This window comes from Kitasatospora sp. NPDC098652, from assembly GCF_044760155.1.
Classification (GTDB): Bacteria; Actinomycetota; Actinomycetes; order Streptomycetales; family Streptomycetaceae; genus Kitasatospora.
In genome coordinates this window covers 364,419-381,717 of sequence record NZ_JBIWAQ010000003.1, presented here as the reverse complement: position 1 = coordinate 381,717, position 17,299 = coordinate 364,419, and the positions used below count along the sequence as shown (strand labels likewise).

Below are 17,299 nucleotides of genomic sequence, written 5' to 3'. Positions count from 1 at the left end.
TGAGATTCGTATTTAAGCCCGTGAGTGCCGACCGACCCCCCGGGGAGCGGGGTTGATCGGCGGGGTTGATCGCCGGGGTCAGTCGACGGGTCGGGCGGTGAGGCCGAGCAGGACCGGTCCGGTGGGGGAGGCCACCAGGTGGTCGATGCTGAGCGGGTCGAGCGCGGCGAAGAACGCCTCCTGGGCGGTGCGCAGCGCCCCGCGCAGCCGGCAGGCGGCCCGCAGCGGGCACGGCGGGTCGTCCTCGCAGCCGACCACGTCGCCGACGCCCTCCAGTTCGCGGAGCAGCAGGCCGAGCGAGCCGGTCCGCCCGGCGAAGGTGATCATCAGCCCGCCGCCGCGTCCGCGCCGGGCCTCCACTACCCCGAGGTGCTGCAGCCTGCTGACCACCTTGGCCGCGTGGGTGTACGGCACGCCGACCGACTCGGCCACCTCGCGGGTGGTCGGGTTCTCGCCCTCGCCGATCACGGCGAGCCGCATGGCGATGCGGAGGGCGATGTCGGTGCTCTTGGTCAGCCTCACGATCGAAACGCTAGCGAATACGACTCCAGAACTCCAATTTCCTGCACGACCCCGACGGGCGCTCCCGGTGACCTCGCCTGTGGCCCCGCCGCATCTCGGTCGAATCTGAACAGTTGGCGACATTACCGATCAGCTCCTGACGCGCCGTCACCAAGCGATCTACGCTTCGCAGCGGCTCCGGAGCCACGTCCTTCACCACCTCCCCCTGGTCGACCTCCCCTGGAGAATCCGTGAGATCACCGCGTGCACCCCGGCGCACCTGGACGGCCGTGGCGGCGATATCCGCAGCCACGGCCGCGCTGCTCTCCCAGCCCGCCCCCGCCGAGGCCGCCGCGCCCCCGCCGACCGTGGCGGCCCATGTGCCGGTGGCGCCCTACCCGGCCGGTGTGGCGCTCACTCCGGACGGCGCCCGGGCCTACGTGACCAGCCAGAACACCGGCACCGTCAGCGTGCTCGACACCGCGACCCGGACGGTGACCGGCAGCTTCACCGCCGGTACGGGCTCCTACGCGGTCGCCGTCTCGCCCGACGGCCGGCGCGCCTACCTGACCCACCACCTGGACAACGCGGTCAGCGTCGTGGACACCGCGAGCAACGCCGTCACCGCGACCGTCCCGGTCGGCGTCCAGCCCTGGGGCCTGGCGCTCTCCCCGGACGGCACCCGTGCCTACGTCAGCAACGCCGGGGCCGGCACCGTGAGCGTGCTGGACACCGCGAGCAACACCGTCACCGCCACCGTCCCGGTCGGGGCCGAGCCGCACGGGCTCGCCGTCTCGCCCGACGGCAAGCGGCTGTACGTCGCCGCCTCCGGCGCCAAGGCGGTGAACGTGGTCGACACCGCGAGCAACGCGGTGAGCGCCACGATCGCGGTCGGCCACAGCGCCTTCGGCCTGGCGCTCAGCCCCGACGGCAGCCGGCTGTGGGCCGCCGACGGGGACGACACCACGGCCGCCGTGCTCGACACCGGCGCGGGCACCCTGGTCGGCACGGTCACCGTCGGCAACGGCCCCTACTCGGTGGCCCTCGCCCCGGACGGCTCCACCGCCTACGTCTCCAACTACGCCGACAACACGCTGAGCGTCATCGACGCGGCCGGCCGGACCGTCACCGCGACCGTCCCGGTGGGCGCAAGCCCGTACACCCTGGCGCTGAGCGCCGACGGGCGGCGCGGCTACCTCGCCGACTTCACCGGTGACGCCGTCGACGTGCTGAACTTCCCGCTGCCGGTGCCGGCGGTGACCGGGATCAGCCCGAACGGCGGCTCCGGGGCGGGCGGCACCACGGTGACCATCACCGGCACCGACCTCAACGGCGCCACCGCCGTCACCTTCGGCGCGGCCGGCCCGGCCACCTCGTTCAGCTGCACGAGCACCAGCTGCACCGCGACCGCCCCCGCCACCACGGTGACCGGCCCGGTCGACGTCCAGGTCACCACGCCCGGCGGCACCAGTGCCGCCGTCGCCGCCGACCGCTTCGGCTACACCGCGCCCAGCGCCCACCTGGCCGTCGCGCTCACCGCGACCCCGGTCACCGACCTGCTCTCCAGCCGGGTCGACTACACCGTCACCCTCACCAACCAGGGCCCGGACCCGATCACGGCGGCCACCGTCGCCGCCGCTCTGCCCACCGGGCCGACCACCACCTCGACCGACTGCACGGTCGCGGCGGGCAAGCTCACCTGCACCCTGGCCGCCCCGCTCGCCAAGGGGGCCAGTGCCACCCGGCACTTCTCCGTCCGGGTCGGCGCGCTGAGCCTGCTCACCTCCTGGGACGTCACCGTGGCCCGCACCGCCGGCGCCCCCGCCGACCCCTCGCCCGCCACCAGCCGGGCGACCCGCAGCTGCACCTCCGTCCTCGGCCTGCTGATCACCTGCCACTGATCACCTGCCGCTGATCGCCTGCCACTGGGCGCCCCCTCGGAGGCCCCGTCCGGAACGCCGGGCGGGGCCTCTCCCACACCCAGCCCTGCTCCCGCCTCTGGACTGAGTGTCCGAGTCGGACGTACAGTCCATCCATGCCTGCCGAAACCCCTGACCCGCGCGTGCGGACCTGGTCGCCGGTCTGCCGCGCGGTCGCCCAGCTGCTGGGGCCGTACGCCGAGGTGGTGCTGCACGACACCGCCACCGACCGGGTGCTGGCCATCTGGAACCCGATGACCGCCCGCGCCCCCGGCGACCGGTCCCTGCTCGGCGAGCTGGACGAACTGGACCCCTCGGCCCCGGACGTCTACGGGCCGTACGAGAAGCTGCTGCCGGACGGCCGACGGCTCTCCTCGGTCAGCGCGGTGCTGCGGGACGACGCCGGCCGGCCCTCGGCGGTGCTCTGCGTCAACCTGGACCGTGGCCCGCTGGACCAGGCCGCCGCCCTGCTGACCAACTTCGCCGCCCCCACCGCCCCCCGCCCCGAGCCGCTGTTCGAACGCGACTGGACGGAGCGGATCAACGACGTGGTCGGCGGCCACGTCCGCGCCCAGGGCCGTCCGCTGGAGCGCTTCACCCGCGAGGACCGGCTCGCCGTGCTGCGCGAACTGGACGCGGCCGGGGTGTTCGCCGTCCGCCGCGCCGTCCCCGTCGTGGCCGTGGCGCTGCGGATCTCCCGCTCCACCGCCTACGCCCTGCTCGCCGAGCTCAAGCACCCCGCCGCGCCCAGGAAGAACTGAGGACCACCCGATGACCCAGCTGCCCGACTTCCGGCTCGAAACCTACTTCACCCGCTGGGAGTTCACCGCCCGCCACCACCTCACCGCCTCCGACGCCCAGACCATGACGATGGCCGAACTCCTGGCCCTGGCCGGCCCGGAGGACCGCGAGGCCTGGGACACCCTGGCGCTCGGCTACACCGAGACCTTCGGCGACCCGGGCCTGCGGCGGGCGATCGCCGGGATGTACGAGCAGGTCGACGCGGACGACGTGATCTGCTTCGGCGGCGCCCAGGAGGGGATCAACCTCGCCATGCAGGTGCTGCTGGAGCCGGGCGACCACGCGGTGGTGGTGACCCCCAACTACCAGTCGGCGGAGACCATCCCGCTCTCGCTGTGCGAGGTCACCGGCGTCGCCCTGGACGAGCGGCAGGACTGGGCGCTCGACCTGGACGCGGTCGAGGCGGCGCTGCGCCCGAACACCAAGGTGCTCTCGGTCAACTTCCCCAACAACCCGACCGGCACCCTGATCGCCGCCGCCGACCTCGCCCGGCTCGCCGAACTCTGCGAGGAGCGCGGCATCCGGCTGTTCTCGGACGAGGTCTACCGCGGCCTGGAACGCGACCCGGCCCGGATCCTGCCGCAGGCCGCCGACCTCTCGGCCACCGCGCTCTCGCTCAACGTGACCTCCAAGTCGCTCGGCCTCCCCGGCCTGCGGATCGGCTGGATCGCCTGCCGGGACCGCGAGCTGCGCACCCGGCTGGAGCGGGCCAAGCACTACACCACCATCTGCAACTCCGCGCCCAGCGAGGTGCTGGCCCGGATCGCGATCACCGCCCGGGAGCGGATCCTCGACCGCAACCGGGGGATCATCGCGGCGAACCTGCCGCACTTCGACGCCTTCTTCGCCGAGTTCCCCGAGCTCTTCGACTGGCGCGCCCCGGACGGCGGCTGCGTCGCCTACCCGCGCTACCTCGGGCCGGACGGCGTGGAGGACTTCTGCACCGCGCTGGTGGAGCAGGCCGGCGTGCTGCTGATGCCCGCGAGCATGTTCCGCTCCGAGCTCACCCCCACCCCGGCCGACCGCTTCCGGATCGGCGTCGGCCGCCGCGACCCGGGCCCGGCCCTGGAGGCCTTCGCCGACTGGCTGCGCAAGCGCTGAGCCGCCCCACCCCGCCGGCGGCCGGCGCGGGGACGGCCGGGCGGCGCGGAGTGGGCGCGGACGGCCGGGCGGGGACAGTCGGGCGTGGACAGCGCGGGGCCCGGACACCGAATCGGTGCCCGGGCCCTCCGCCGTCGGCGGCCGCAGGGTCAGAGCTTCTGCCAGGCCGGCTTGGCCGCGTAGGTGTCGCGGAAGTAGTCGGCCAGCTTGAGGCGGGAGGCGGCGGCCTCGTCCACCACCACGGTGGCGTGCGGGTGCAGCTGCAGGGCCGAGGCGGGGACGGCGGCGGCCAGCGGGCCCTCGACGGCGAGCGCGACGGCCTCGGCCTTGGCCTCGCCGGTGGCCAGCAGCACCAGGTGGCGGGCCTCCAGGATGGTGCCGATGCCCTGGGTGATGACGTGGTGCGGGACCTCGTCGATGCTGTCGAAGAACCGGGCGTTGTCGACCCGGGTCTGCCGGGTCAGGGTCTTGATCCTGGTCCGGGAGGAGAGCGAGGAGCAGGGCTCGTTGAAGCCGATGTGGCCGTCCGTGCCGATGCCGAGGATCTGCAGGTCCACGCCGCCGGCCTCGGCCAGCGCGCGGTCGTAGGCGGTGGCGGCCGCGGCGATGTCGGCGGCGTTGCCGTCCGGGCCCAGGAAGGACTCCTCGGTCAGGCCCAGCGGCTCCACGACCTCCTTCAACACCACCGAGCGGTAGGACTCCGGGTGGCCGGCCGGCAGGCCGACGTACTCGTCCAGCTGGCAGACGCGCGCCCGGGAGGCGTCCAGGCGGCCGTCGCGGACCCGCTCGGCGAGGGCCTGGTAGATCGGCAGCGGGGTCGAGCCGGTCGCGACGCCGAGCAGGGCCTCCGGCTTGTCGGTCAGCAGATCGGTGATCGCCGCGGCGATGAGCTCGCCGGCCGCTCGGGCGTCAGGGACGATCACGATTTCCATACTGGGTCCACCGTTCTGAGGCGTGGCTGAGGTCTAGACCTTCGAGGTCTAGACCAGTTTGCCGTGAACGGGCCCCCAGGTCCACCCGGGGCCGGTGTCGCAGCCGGAGGTCCGGCCTGGTGGGGGCTTTCCGCGGGCCCCGGGCCGCCGCCGGGGAAGGCCGGGAGGGCGGGGGTCCGGGAAGCCCGAGGAGCCGGGGCCCGAAGGCCCCGGCTCCCGGTGCCCGGAGGTCCGGGCTGCCCTGTCTTACGGAGGTGTCCTTCCGGACGGTGTTCTTCCGGACGGTGTTCTTCCTGGCGTTGTCCTTGCGGACGGCTTCCTTCCGGTGGCCGATCGGGGTCCGGCCTGCCGGAGCGGAGCGCGCCGGATCAGAACGGGTTGGTACAGGTGGTCACCTGCTTGGCGGCGTCCAGCGCCGGGCCGGCGGTGGCGCAGATGATGCGGGGGGCGGTGGCGGTGACCTTGGGGGTGACGGCCTGGGCGGAGCCGAGTCGGACGGTCGCCGCGCTGGCGACCGTCTCCCACGGGCTGCCCCAGGCCTGCTGGGTGCGCACCTCTACCTGAACCATCGTCAACTGGGTGGGGTCCGCGTTGACCTGGGCGATGCCGACGATGCCCTCACCGTCGGCCTGGTGGGTGATGCAGGGGCGGTTGAGCACCGTGGCGCAGGCCGCGGTGCCGGCCTCGGACGTCGCCGTGGCGGCCACGGCGGGGGCGGCCGACAGCCCGGCGATCCCTGCCACCGTCATCATCACGGCTGCAATCCGAGTGCGCATGATACGAACCTCCTTGGAAACAAAGGGAATCTCACTTCTTGAGATGAGTCTTGCACACATCATGAGATCGGCAAGTGTGCGTTGCGTCACACCCATGGTGACGGTTCAACTACTGGCTGCAATCGTTCGCCGGATGTTCAGCACACGGACAAGTCGCGGCCTGACGGATGATCAGTCGGTCCGCACCTTCCCTGGCCATCGCCAACGTCCTGACCTGCAAGGGTTCATGGCCGAGCGCGCCCGGCGCCGGGGTCCCGCTCGGGGCGGCGGGGCGCCGGGCAGGGGCCGGTGCGTGCGCCGGGGGAGGGCTGGAGGGGTCCCGGGGCCGGGTTTCCCGTACTCCGACTCCGCTGCTTTGACCAGGCCTTGAACCACCCTTTTGTCGACAGCGATCGTCCGGGCCCCGCTTGGACCCCGGCCGGGCGCCGTCCGGGCCCCGTCACTCGTCCGGGTAAGTGCCTTGCCATCGGGGCGAATCGGACGGATACCATCGAACCGATCCCACGGAGGTGGCGGCGTGGACACGGTCATCGTGCAACTACCAGGCCAGGGGCCGGAGTCGGCGTCCGGCGCGGCGCCCGCACTGTTGCGGATGGGCCCCGGTGAGACCGCGGTGTTCGGCCGGGGCGAGCCCGCCCGGCCCGTCCCCATCCCGCTGCCCGACCAGGGCGTCTCCCGCCGGGCCGGCGAAGTGGTCGCCGCCGAGGACTACTGGCTGCTGTCCAACTTCTCCACCACCGCCACCTATGTGGTGGAGAACCTCGAGGGCGCGGGGGAGCACGTCAAGGTCGCCCCCGGCCGGCTCGGCGCACCCGTCCCCTTCGAGCTCTCCCGGGTCCTGCTGCCCGCCCTCGGCGAGCCCGCCGCCTTCAAGGTCTTCGCCCCGCAGCACTGCTACCTGGACGGCCACCCCGCCGACGCGGACGGCGAACACACCGTCAGCCCCTTCGCCCTGGACCCGACCGCCAAGTACTTCCTGGTGCTGCTCGCGCTCTGCGAACCCCGGCTGCGCTCGCCCTCCGCCGCCGCCGTGCCCGGGGTGACCGAGGTGCTGGCCCGGCTGCGCGCCCTGCCCGCCTGCCACGGGCTGACCCGCTCGGCGGTGAACTACCACATCGACTACCTGGTCGGCGCCAAACTGCGGCTGCGCGAGCCGTACGAGGAGGGCCCGGCCGGGGGCAAGCGCGAGGAACTGGTCGCCCTGGCCCTGCGCTTCGACCTCGTCCGGGAGGAGCACCTCTCGCTGCTGCCGCCCCGGCGCCCGGTCGCCCGGCCGTGACCCCGGCCGACCGACCGGACCCGGACCGGCCCGACCGCGACGAGCCCGGCCCTTGCGAGCCTTGTCCCGAGGGGCCCGACCGCGAGGGGCCGCCGCCACCGGAGGGGCGGTCGGTGCGGCGGCCGCCCTTCGAGGTCCCCCCGGGCTACCCCCTGGCCGGCTACCGCACCGGCGCCTTCCTCGGCGCGGGCGCCTGGGGCAGCGTCTACGCCGCCGAGGGCCCGGACGGCACCCCGGTCGCCGTCAAACTGCTCGGGCCGGCCCGCTCCAGCCCCGGCCAGCGCCGTACGGTGGCCCAGATGGCCGCCGGGGAACTGCGGTTCAGCCGCCGCGCCGACCACCCCCACCTGATCCGCACCCTCGCCGTGGTCACCGTCGACGACCCCGACCACCCCGAACTGGACGGCGCCGTCGCGCTGGTGATGGAACGCGCCGCCCGCAGCCTCCAGGACCTGCTCGCCGTCGCGCGCCCCGGCCGGGCCGTCCCCGGCGCCGAGCGGATCCTCGCCGGGGTCTGCGCCGGACTGACCCACATGCACCGGGCCGGCTGGGTGCACGGGGACCTCAAACCGGCCAACATCCTGCTGATGCCCGACGGCACCGCCAAGATCGCCGACTTCGGCCTGACCGCCGAGCTGGAGGGCACCCACGCCTACGCCCCGCCGCTCGGCTCACCCGACCACGTCCCGCCCGAGTGGTGGTCCGAGCGCACCGGCGCGCGCGGGGTCGCGGTGCGCCCCAGCGCCGACGTCTGGGCCTTCGGGGTGATCGCCCACCAACTGCTCACCGGCGGACTGCACCCCTTCCTCGGCGCCACCGCCCGGGCCCGCTCGCTGGCGGCCCAGGCGTACGCGCGCGGCGCGGCCCCGCTGCGGCTCGACCAGGCGCTGCCGTCCCGCTGGCGGCCCGTGGTGGCGGCCTGCCTGGCCCCGGACCGGGAGGAGCGCGCCCGCACCGACCTGGCCGCCCTGGTGGCCCGGGCCGGCACCCGCCCGGCCGCCCGCCGCCGGGTGCTGCGGGCCGGCCTCGGGGTGCTGGCCTGCGCGGCCGTCCTGCTCGCGCTCACCGGCGGGCCCGAGCCGGGCGGCCAGAGCAGCCAGAGCGGCCAGAGCGGCCAGAGCGGCCGGGGTGGGCCGGGCGACCACCATGCCGCGCCGCTGCCCGGGGCGATCCCGCCCGGCTCCGACGTCCCGGTCGCCTACCAGGGCATGGTCGAGGACGCCGCCCGGCGCTGCCCGGAGCCGGAGGTCACCCCCGTCCTGCTGGCCGCCATGCTCAAGGCGGAGAGCGGCTTCGACCCGAGCGCGGCCCGCCCGGAGACCGGCGAGTACGGCATCGCGATGTGGACGCCCGCGGTCTTCGAGGCCTGGGCCAAGGCCGCCAGCCACCCCGGGCCGAAGTCCTACCTGGACCCGGGCGACGCGATCGCCGCGATGGGCAACTACGTCTGCTGGCTCGACCAGCAGCTCAAGCGGCAGGGCTTCACCCGCGACCTGCCCGCGCTGGTCGCCGCCGCGTACCGGACCAGCGACAAGACGGTGACGGCCGCCGGGGGCGTCCCGGAGCGGGTCCGGCCGCACGTCGACAGGGTGCTCCGGTACCTCGCCGACTACGGCGGGTGAGCGCGCAGTTCGGGACAGGTCGGGCCACATCCACCCACATCCCGGCGCGGGCACCCGGGCGACCGGCCTCCGGTCTGGGATCCTCGGGCGCATGATCACGAAGCTCCGCGCGGCCTCCGCGCAATGGACCGTCGTCGTCCCGGTGGCGGCGTTCGTCGTCCTCGCCCTCACCTGGCACGAGGACCTGCCCGGCTGGGTGGTCGGCGTCGTCGCCGTGTTCCTGGTGGGGGCGGTGCTGGCCGCCGTGCACCACGCCGAGGTGATCGCGCACTGGACCGGGGAGCCGTTCGGATCGCTGGTGCTCGCGGTCGCCGTCACGGTGATCGAGGTCGCGCTGATCGTGACGCTGATGGCCGACGGCGGGGACAAGTCCTCGACCCTCGCCCGGGACACCGTGTTCGCCGCCGTGATGATCACCTGCAACGGGATCATGGGCCTGTCCATCATCGTGGCCGCGGTCAGGTACCGCACCGCCGTCTTCAACCCCGAGGGCACCGGCACGGCGCTCGCCTGCATCGCCACCCTGGCCACGCTCAGCATGGTGCTGCCGACCTTCACCACCAGCACCCCGGGCCCGCGGTTCTCCACCACCCAGCTGACCTACGCGGCCATCGCCTCGCTGGTGGTGTACGGGCTGTTCGTGACCACCCAGACGCTGCGGCACCGGGACTACTTCCTGCCGGTCACCGCGGAGGGCGAGGTCCGCCGGGAGGAGGACGAGGACGACCACGCGGCGCCGCCCACCGTCCGGGCCGCCGGGACGAGCCTGCTGCTGCTCGCCGTCGCGCTGGTCTCGGTGGTCGGCCTGGCCAAGGGCGTCTCGCCGACCATCGAGTCCGCGGTGGACAGCGCCGGACTGCCGCACGCCGTGGTCGGCGTGGTGATCGCCATGATGGTGCTGCTGCCGGAGACCATCGCTGCGCTGCGCTCGGCCGTGCGCAACCGCTTGCAGACCAGCCTCAACCTGGCCCTCGGCTCGGCGCTCGCCAGTATCGGCCTGACCATCCCGGCGGTCGCGATCGCCTCGGTCTGGCTCTCCGGCCCGCTGGTACTCGGCCTCGAACCCTCGCACCTGGTGCTGCTGACCCTGACGGTCGTGCTCGGCACCCTGACCGTCATCCCGCGCCGGGCGACCCTGCTCCAGGGGGCGCTGCACCTGGGGGTGCTGGCGGAGTTCGTGGTGCTGGCGGTGAATCCGTGACAGGAGTGAACCACTGAGGCCCCGGTGGCCGTGGAGATGAACGGAAGCCCCTGGCACGTCCCCCCGTGCGGTCAGGGGCTTCCGTCGTCCCCGCCCCTGATCTGACGGGATCAGGGACGAACCCCGGCCCGCCGACGGACGTCGACGGGCCGGGTGCTCCGGCGCCGCGGCTCAGACGCGGCACCGCGGCCCCCGGATGGCTCAGACCCCCGGGGACCGGCGTACCGGGATGCCTCAGCCGGAGGTACGGCGACGGCGGGTGTAGACCACCGCGCCCGCACCGGCGAGCAGCAGGGCGGTGCCGGCGCCCGCGTACAGCAGGGTGCCGTCGCTACCGGTGGTGGCCAGCTTCTTGCCGTCGGAGGCCGCGCCCGGGATCGGGGTCGGGACGCTGACCTTGGCCGGCACGACCAGCGGCTGGCTCGGGCTGACCTTGGTGCCGTTACCGGGGTGCACCGGGACGGTGGCGGTCGGCGGGGTGGACGGGCCGGCGCTCGGCACGGTGCTCGGGGCGCCGGTCGGGACCTCGGCGGCCGGGGTGGTGGGCGCGGCGGTGGACGGGGCGGTGGCCGGGGTGGTGGGCGCGGCGGTGGCCGGGGCGGTGGCCGGGGCGGTCGGCGCGGGGGTGGTCGGCAGCGGCGGCAGCGGGGTGGTGGACGGCGTGGCCGAGTGCGAGGGCGCGGGGGTGTGGGTGGGCGCGGGGGTGTGGGTGGGCGCCGGGGTCTGCGACGGCGTGGGGGTGTGCGACGGCGCCGGGGTGTGCGACGGGCTGGTGCTCGGCACGGCGGTCGGCTTGCCGGTCGGGGCCGGGGTCCGCCCGCCGCAGTCGACCTTGAAGACCTTCTGCTTGGGGTTGCTGACGTCCGGGTTCTCCGGCAGCTCGCCGTCGACCAGCGGAACGGTCGCCCAGAACAGCTTGTAGTGGCCGTCCGGGAGGTCGATGTCCTCGGTGCGGACGTGGCCCTGGCCGTCGACCGGGAGGTCGCCGTACACGAGCGGCTCGGTCATGTCGCCGTTCATGTCGAAGATCGCCCAGAGCACGTCCTGGTTCGGGTCGAAGCCGAAGGAGTCCAGGTAGAAGGTGCAGACCTTGGGCTCGTTGCGCACGTCCTCCTGGCCGGTGGTGGCGTCGTGGATCTTCACGGTGCCGTTGTTGCCGGGGGCGCCCTTGCCGTTGCCACCGGCGGCGGCGTGCGCGGCGGGGGAGAGCAGCAGCAGGGCGGCGGCGGTGGGGACGGCCACCAGGGAGCGGGCGGCGGTGGAGCGGAGGTGCATGGCGTTCCATCGGGTACGGCGGGCCGGGACGAGTCCGCGCGGTGGGTGGGAGCCTTCGGTCGCCCGCCGGAGGGGAGCCAGCCGGGTACGACGTGAGGGGCACAAAAGTTCCCGCAGTACGAAAGGTGGCGCAAGGGGGATTTGGCCGGAATGCAGCGCTGAGAGCGATTGGTCCGACTAGTTCCCCGCAACGATCCGATCACCCGATTGTGGTGAATTCATGTGCGCCACAGGCTTCTGACGTGGCGGTTCGTCGATCGGGACCCGGCTCGGCGGGCCGCGACGGCGACCGGCGGGGCGGCGGCGGGGTGATCGGCGGGTGGCCGGTAATGGCCGGTCCGCGACCCGGGTCCGCGTGTCATGGCGGCGGGGGGTGGGCCTGGTTCTCTATCGTCCGTCTGGAACCGCCCAGCCCGCCGATTCCGTTGTGCGTGCGGCCGATCGCGTCAGCCACCGGTCGAGCAAGCAGCCGATCCGACCCCAGGGGGAGTGCTCGATGCCCGGCCCAGAGCAGCAGCTGCGAGCGGAGCGGCAGCGGCCCGCCCCGACCGAGGACAGTGCCGACGTCATCGTGGTCGGCGCCGGACCGGCCGGCTCCACCGCCGCCTACCACCTCGCCCGCACCGGCCTGGACGTCCTGCTGCTGGAGAAGTTCGCCTTCCCGCGCGAGAAGGTCTGCGGCGACGGCCTCACTCCGCGCGCCGTCAAACAGCTGGTCGACATGGGCATCGACGTCTCCGAGGAGGCCGGCTGGCTGCACAACAAGGGCCTGCGGCTGATCTCCGGGCACCGCGCTCTGGAGTTCGACTGGCCCGAGCTCTCCGCCTTCCCCTCCCACGGACTCGTGCGCCGCCGCGCCGACTTCGACGAACTGCTCGCCCGCCGGGCCGCCGCGGCCGGCGCCCGGCTGGTCGAACGCGCCAATGTGGCGGGGCCGTTGACGGACGAGCGGTCCGGCCGGATCACCGGTGTCACCGCCAAGCTCGGCGAGGAGCGCAAGCCCGTCGAGTACCGCGCCCCGCTCGTGATCGCCGCCGACGGCAACTCCACCCGGCTGTCCGTCGCGATGAAGCGCTACCGGCGCACCGACCGCGCGATGGGCGTCGCCTACCGGACCTACTTCACCACCCCGCGCCACCAGGACCGTTACCTGGAGGCCTGGCTCGACCTGCGCCACCCCGACGACCCGGCCCGCCGGCTGCTGCCCGGCTACGCCTGGGTGTTCGGCATGGGCGACGGCACCGCCAATGTCGGCCTCGGCGTCCTCGACACCGCGAAGACCGACCTGGACTGGCGCGAGCTGCTACGGCGCTGGTGCGCCGACCTGCCGCCCGGCTACGGCTACCACCCCGAGGCCGTCACCGAGCCGATCCGCGGCTCCGCCCTGCCGATGGGCCTCAACCGCCAACCCCACTACGCCGACGGCCTGTTGCTGATCGGCGACGCCGGCGGCACGGTCAGCCCCGGCACCGGGGAGGGCATCGCCTACGCGATGGAGTCCGGCCGCTACGCCGCCGAGACCGTGGTCCAGGCGCACGCCCGCCGCACCGACCGCGGCCGCGAACTCGCCCTGCGCGCCTACCCGCAGAAGCTCCGCTCCGCCTACGCGGGCTACTTCGCAGTCGGCCGACTGGCCGCCGACCTGCTCGGGCGGCCCCGGCTGCTCGGCGCGGCCGGGGCCGCCGGGCTGGGCCACCCCGCGCTGTTGAAGGTGGCGTTCCGGCTGATGGTCAACCTGACCGAGCCGGACTCCAAGGACGCCCTGGACCGGCTGCTCCACCTGGTCGGGCGGGTCGCCCCGGGCCGGTGAGGCCGGCGACCGGGCCGCTCATCCTTCCGGGTGAGCGGCCCGGTGTCCCGGGCTTGGCCGAAACCGGGGAAACAGGTCGGCCTTCGGCCAAGTCGTGTTGACGAATGATCAGTGAATCCGCTTGCCTGGTGCCGAACCGGCCACGGAGGGTGAGCAGAACGCCCTCCGCGGCCCCTCTGCCACCGATCCTCGTTCGACGGAGACACCGTGCGCCTTCGCCTGTTCGTCGCGCCCCTCGCCGCGGCCGCCGCCCTGACCGCCGTGAGCATTCCCGCCGCCGCCGACAGCAGGGCGGCCACCCCGTCCGACCAGTGCTCGGCGGCGTTCTTCGACGGCGACCCGCGCCTCGGTCCCGAGGACCTCCCGACCACCGGTCCGGTCGGCCGCCAACTCCTCGGCTACCAGCGCACCGGCGGCGCCGCGGAGCAGGACTTCCTGGCCAAGTACTACGACCCGACCGCCAACGGCGGCAAGGGCGGCTGGATCTACCCGCCGTCCGACGGTTACGTCACCCTCCCCGACGGCAGCCCGGTCGAGTTCGACCTCACCCTCTACCCGAACCAGAACATCGACCGCTACGGCAGCGAGTACGGCTCCTTCCTCGCCCCCGAGGGCCTGCCCTACGCCAACCGCGCGATCCCCCCGCAGAGCCTCGACGGCACCCCGGCGGCCGGCTGCAACTACCACGACTACAAGGTGGTCAAGCCGTTCAAGGTACACGCCGGCCCGATCGCCCCGTGGTTCAACCAGCCCGGCTGGGGCCTCCAGTACCAGCTCGACGCGACCCTCGTCCCCAGCGGCCCGGCGAAGCTGAACGTGCTCTGGCTCGTGGAGAACGGCTACCTCGCCCGGATCTGACCCCACGACCGTGCACCCGACCCGGGCCAGGCCGGGTGCACGGTCGTCCGCTTGCCCGGGCCGGACCGGTCACCGCCGGATTAATCACTGGCGGGCGCGGCGCGGCCGGGGATAGGAAGGCGGGATGACCACCAGCGACGCGGCGACCGACCGGCGCCCCTTCCGACCCGAGGTCCTCGACGTGGGAACCTTCCTGCTGCGCCCCTGGGGCCGCGCCCTCGACCTGCCCGGCGGCACCGTCGCCGCCGTGACGGCGGCCGCCGTCGACGCGGAGATCGTCCGCTGGAACCCGCTGCACGACGCCATCCACCCGGCCGGCGCCGAGGCCTTCCTGGACCGCGCCGACCAGCGCTGGGCCGACGGCAGCACCGCCTGCTTCGCCGTCACCGACCGCGCCGACGGCCGGCTGTGCGGCAACGTCGCGCTGCGCTGGACGGACCGGGGCGAGGGCGTCGCCATGGTCGGCTACTGGCTGCTCGCCGCCGCCCGCGGCCGCGGCCTGGCCACCCTCGCCACTGTTGCCGTCACCGACTGGGGCGTGCGCACCGCCGGAGTGCGCCGCATCGAGCTCTACCACGCCGTCGGCAACGAGTCCTCCTGCCGGGTCGCCGCCCGCGCCGGCTTCCCGTACGAGGGCACCCTGCGGGGCTCCTACCGCTACGGCGACGGCCCGTACAACGACGAGCACCTGCACGCCCGGCTGGCGACGGACCCGGCGGTCGCCCTCGGCCGCTGACGGCCGCTGTGCGGTGGGTGTCCGGAAACGGTGGGTGTCCGGACAGGTGGGTGTCCGGAAAACCGGGTGACGGCCCCGGTCGGCCCGGCGATCCTGGGCCGATGAACGGCACCGACCGTCCCGGACGGGACTTCCACGAATCCGTCGCCCGCTGGGGCACGGGCCTGGAGGAGGCCTGGCAGCTCGGCGCCCACCCGGAGCTCGGCCCCCGGCGGCGCCGGGTGACCACGGCCGCCCAGCTGGGGGCGGACTACCTGGCCGAACTCACCGCGATCCTGGACGAGTTGACCCGGCACGACCCGCCCGCCGAGGACCTGGTCGAGTGGCCGGCCCTCGCCCGGCTGGTTCGTGCTGACCCGCAGGAAGCGTCCTAGCCGTGGAACTGGGCGAGCTGGATGAGGTTGCCGCAGGTGTCGTCCAGCACCGCGACGGTGACCGGGCCGATCGCCGTGGGCTCCTGGGTGAACCGCACCCCGAGCCGGTGCAGGCGGTCGTACTCGGCGTGCACGTTGTCCACCGCGAACTGGGCGGCCGGGATGCCGTCCTCGACCAGCGCGGTCTTGTACGGCCCGACGGCGCGGTGGTTGTCGGGCTCCAGCAGCAGCTGGGTGCCGTCCGGCTGCTCGGGGGAGACCACGGTGAGCCAGCGGTAGGCGCCGAGCGGGACCTCCGCCTTCTTCACGAAGCCCAGCACCTCGGTGTAGAAGCGCAGCGCCTTGTCCTGGTCGTCGACGAACACGGTGGTCAGGTTGATCCTCATGGGGTGTGGCCTCCTATGCGCCCGGGTGGTGGCGGCGGTCGCCGAGCCGATCGTAGATCGCCCGCAGCCAGGGACTCTGGACGGCGGGCAGCCGGGCGAGGCGGTGGCGCAGCAGGTAGCGGTCGGGTTCGAACAGGCGGATGGGGCGCAGCGGCAGCGGATCGTCCCGCTCCTCCCCGGCGGGCAGCCTGGTGGTTGGGGCGTGTCCGAGGCGGGGCGGTGGGAACGCCAGGTACGTCCACACCCCGGCGTCCAGCGGGACGGCCACGGTGCCGGGCGGCGCCGGCCAGGCGGCGCCGGTCCACGGGTGGCGGGGGACGAGGGCGATGTCCGGTGCCGGAACGGCGGCGAGGCCGGGCCCGGCCGGGCGCAGGGCGCGGGCCGGGGGAGCACCGGGGAGCAGCCGGTGCAGGGTACGGCCGAAGGTCTCGGTCAGCAGGCCGGGGGCCGTGGCCACCGGCTCCCCACCGGAGGCCGCCAGCACCTCGGCCAGGGCCGTCCCCACGGCGGCGCTCCAGCGGTCGCTCCACCAGCCGCCCGGCTCGACCGGGGGCGCCGGTGGGACCGTCCAGCCGTCCCCGGCCGGCCGGGCCGGGCCCTCGACCGGGAGGCGCCGGACGGCCCGGGGGTGGAGCCACACCGCCTGCCAGCGGTAGCAGTCGTCGATCCGGGCGCCCACCGTGCGCCCGCACCCCGCGCACGCCAGGTTCGGGTCGCCCGCAGCCGCACAGCAGCCGTCACACCACTCAGGCACCAGCACGGTGCAACGGCTGTCGCCCGGGGCCAGCAGCACCGCGCCGCCGGGGCCGCTCCACAGGCCGTCGACCGGCGCGTACAGGCCGCGTTCGGCGGCCTCCGCGGCCGTGATCGCGGACCACGGTCGCCAGGGCTGTTCGGTCGGCTCCGGGTCGACGGCGAAGGTGCCCGGATCCAGCAGCGGCGGCAGGTACCGGTCCCCGCCCTCCCGGTGGGCGTGCGGCGGCAGTGCCACTTCCGTCACCGGCACCGTCAGCTCGGTACCGCACCCGGCGCACGCGAACACCGCCACCCGCTCTCCTCCCCGTCGACGGACCTCCGGAGTATTCCGGCCCGCGCGGTGCCCGCCAAGCGGTTTTCCGGTGCCGGGGCGGCCGTTCCCGGCAGGCTGCGCGCCGGGCCGGGGAGCGTCCTAACCTGGAAGGGCGCGCGGTGCGTGACCTGCGCGGGGCACGCCCCGACGCAGGGCCCGGAGCACGGGAGAGGTGGCCATGACGGTGATCTCGGCGGCCCTGATCGGCACCGACTGGCGGCCCCGGCTGCCCGGCGGCGCCGAGCTGTTGCACGAGTGCGCCGCGCGGGGCTGGACGGTGGTGCTGACCGGCCCCGGTCCGGCCGGGGTGCGGGCGCTGACCGTGACCGCCCCCGGTGGCGATGCCGTGCGGGCCGCGCTGGCGCTGGTGGGCGGCGGGCCCTCGCACGCGGTGGCCGTCGCCGGGAGCGTGCGCGAGGTGTTGGCGGCGCGGCGGGCCGGGGTGCCCTGCGTCGCCCTGGAGACCGGCGGGGACGCCAGTCCGGAGCTGCGGGCGGCCGGCGCGGTCGAGGTCCACCGCGACGCCGCCGCCCTGCTGCGCGTCCTGGACGACAGCCTGCTCGCCCGTCCCCGGGCCTTCGGGCGTGTGGCCGCCGGAACCGGCGGCCCCCGGAACGGTTAACGCCGGCCCGTACCGGGCAACCGCCGGGTGCGAGCAC

General features: G+C 74.6%; 17 protein-coding genes. 11 read left to right on the top strand and 6 right to left on the bottom strand.

The window, feature by feature from the left end:
• Positions 1–78: 78 nt before the first annotated feature.
• Positions 79–522: an RrF2 family transcriptional regulator gene (locus tag ACIQWA_RS09730; protein ID WP_402480401.1), complete on the bottom strand. Its 444-nt coding sequence runs from the start codon at positions 520–522 to the stop codon at positions 79–81.
• A gap of 230 nt (positions 523–752) precedes the next feature.
• Here ACIQWA_RS09730 and ACIQWA_RS09725 point away from each other — a divergent pair, with 230 nt between their 5' ends.
• From ACIQWA_RS09725 to ACIQWA_RS09715, 3 genes are all read left to right on the top strand, one after another.
• Entirely contained in the window at positions 753–2,402 is a 1,650-nt protein-coding gene (locus ACIQWA_RS09725) for a beta-propeller fold lactonase family protein (protein WP_402480398.1), read from the top strand.
• A 134-nt stretch (positions 2,403–2,536) separates the two neighbouring features.
• Positions 2,537–3,181 (top strand): PAS domain-containing protein, encoded by a 645-nt coding sequence (locus tag ACIQWA_RS09720; RefSeq protein ID WP_360240562.1) that lies wholly within the window; start codon positions 2,537–2,539, stop codon positions 3,179–3,181.
• Positions 3,182–3,191: 10 nt separating this feature from the next.
• A complete protein-coding gene (locus ACIQWA_RS09715) occupies positions 3,192–4,322 on the top strand; it encodes an aminotransferase class I/II-fold pyridoxal phosphate-dependent enzyme (protein WP_402480395.1) in 1,131 nt (376 codons plus the stop codon).
• A gap of 149 nt (positions 4,323–4,471) precedes the next feature.
• Here ACIQWA_RS09715 and nagB read toward each other — a convergent pair whose 3' ends face one another.
• Both nagB and ACIQWA_RS09705 read right to left on the bottom strand, forming a co-directional pair.
• A complete protein-coding gene (gene nagB / locus ACIQWA_RS09710) occupies positions 4,472–5,254 on the bottom strand; it encodes a glucosamine-6-phosphate deaminase (RefSeq protein WP_402480392.1) in 783 nt (260 codons plus the stop codon).
• Between the two features lie 368 nt (positions 5,255–5,622).
• Positions 5,623–6,030: a hypothetical protein gene (locus ACIQWA_RS09705; protein WP_402480389.1), complete on the bottom strand. Its 408-nt coding sequence runs from the start codon at positions 6,028–6,030 to the stop codon at positions 5,623–5,625.
• Between the two features lie 517 nt (positions 6,031–6,547).
• On the opposite strand from ACIQWA_RS09705, the gene ACIQWA_RS09700 reads away from it, so the two are divergent.
• The 3 genes from ACIQWA_RS09700 (at position 6,548) to ACIQWA_RS09690 (ending at position 10,132) form a co-directional block, all read left to right on the top strand.
• Positions 6,548–7,309, top strand: coding sequence for a serine/threonine protein kinase (locus ACIQWA_RS09700; protein ID WP_402480387.1), 762 nt, complete (start codon positions 6,548–6,550; stop codon positions 7,307–7,309).
• A 113-nt stretch (positions 7,310–7,422) separates the two neighbouring features.
• Entirely contained in the window at positions 7,423–8,931 is a 1,509-nt protein-coding gene (locus ACIQWA_RS09695; RefSeq protein ID WP_402480384.1) for a serine/threonine-protein kinase, read from the top strand.
• 91 nt (positions 8,932–9,022) lie between these two features.
• Entirely contained in the window at positions 9,023–10,132 is a 1,110-nt protein-coding gene (locus ACIQWA_RS09690; RefSeq protein ID WP_360240544.1) for an ionic transporter y4hA, read from the top strand.
• 234 nt (positions 10,133–10,366) lie between these two features.
• Here ACIQWA_RS09690 and ACIQWA_RS09685 read toward each other — a convergent pair whose 3' ends face one another.
• Entirely contained in the window at positions 10,367–11,407 is a 1,041-nt protein-coding gene (locus tag ACIQWA_RS09685; RefSeq protein ID WP_402480383.1) for an LPXTG cell wall anchor domain-containing protein, read from the bottom strand.
• Between the two features lie 496 nt (positions 11,408–11,903).
• Between ACIQWA_RS09685 and ACIQWA_RS09680 the strand changes: the two genes are divergently transcribed.
• The 4 genes from ACIQWA_RS09680 to ACIQWA_RS09665 all read left to right on the top strand — a co-directional run bounded on the left by ACIQWA_RS09680 (position 11,904) and on the right by ACIQWA_RS09665 (position 15,185).
• Entirely contained in the window at positions 11,904–13,217 is a 1,314-nt protein-coding gene (locus ACIQWA_RS09680; protein WP_402480380.1) for a geranylgeranyl reductase family protein, read from the top strand.
• Positions 13,218–13,424: 207 nt separating this feature from the next.
• Positions 13,425–14,075, top strand: a complete 651-nt coding sequence (locus ACIQWA_RS09675) for a TNT domain-containing protein (protein WP_360240535.1) — start codon at positions 13,425–13,427, stop codon at positions 14,073–14,075.
• Positions 14,076–14,199: 124 nt separating this feature from the next.
• Complete coding sequence (locus tag ACIQWA_RS09670; RefSeq protein ID WP_402480377.1) at positions 14,200–14,811, top strand: GNAT family N-acetyltransferase; 612 nt, start codon at positions 14,200–14,202, stop codon at positions 14,809–14,811.
• 101 nt (positions 14,812–14,912) lie between these two features.
• Positions 14,913–15,185 (top strand): hypothetical protein, encoded by a 273-nt coding sequence (locus tag ACIQWA_RS09665; RefSeq protein WP_402480376.1) that lies wholly within the window; start codon positions 14,913–14,915, stop codon positions 15,183–15,185.
• Here ACIQWA_RS09665 and ACIQWA_RS09660 read toward each other — a convergent pair.
• Both ACIQWA_RS09660 and ACIQWA_RS09655 read right to left on the bottom strand, forming a co-directional pair.
• Entirely contained in the window at positions 15,182–15,571 is a 390-nt protein-coding gene (locus ACIQWA_RS09660; RefSeq protein WP_402480373.1) for a VOC family protein, read from the bottom strand. The genes ACIQWA_RS09665 and ACIQWA_RS09660 overlap by 4 nt on opposite strands.
• A gap of 13 nt (positions 15,572–15,584) precedes the next feature.
• On the bottom strand, positions 15,585–16,619 hold the full coding sequence (locus tag ACIQWA_RS09655; RefSeq protein ID WP_402480370.1) for a hypothetical protein: 1,035 nt from the start codon (positions 16,617–16,619) through the stop codon (positions 15,585–15,587).
• Positions 16,620–16,818: 199 nt separating this feature from the next.
• Here ACIQWA_RS09655 and ACIQWA_RS09650 point away from each other — a divergent pair, with 199 nt between their 5' ends.
• Positions 16,819–17,262, top strand: coding sequence for an HAD family hydrolase (locus ACIQWA_RS09650; protein WP_402480368.1), 444 nt, complete (start codon positions 16,819–16,821; stop codon positions 17,260–17,262).
• Positions 17,263–17,299: the final 37 nt, after the last annotated feature.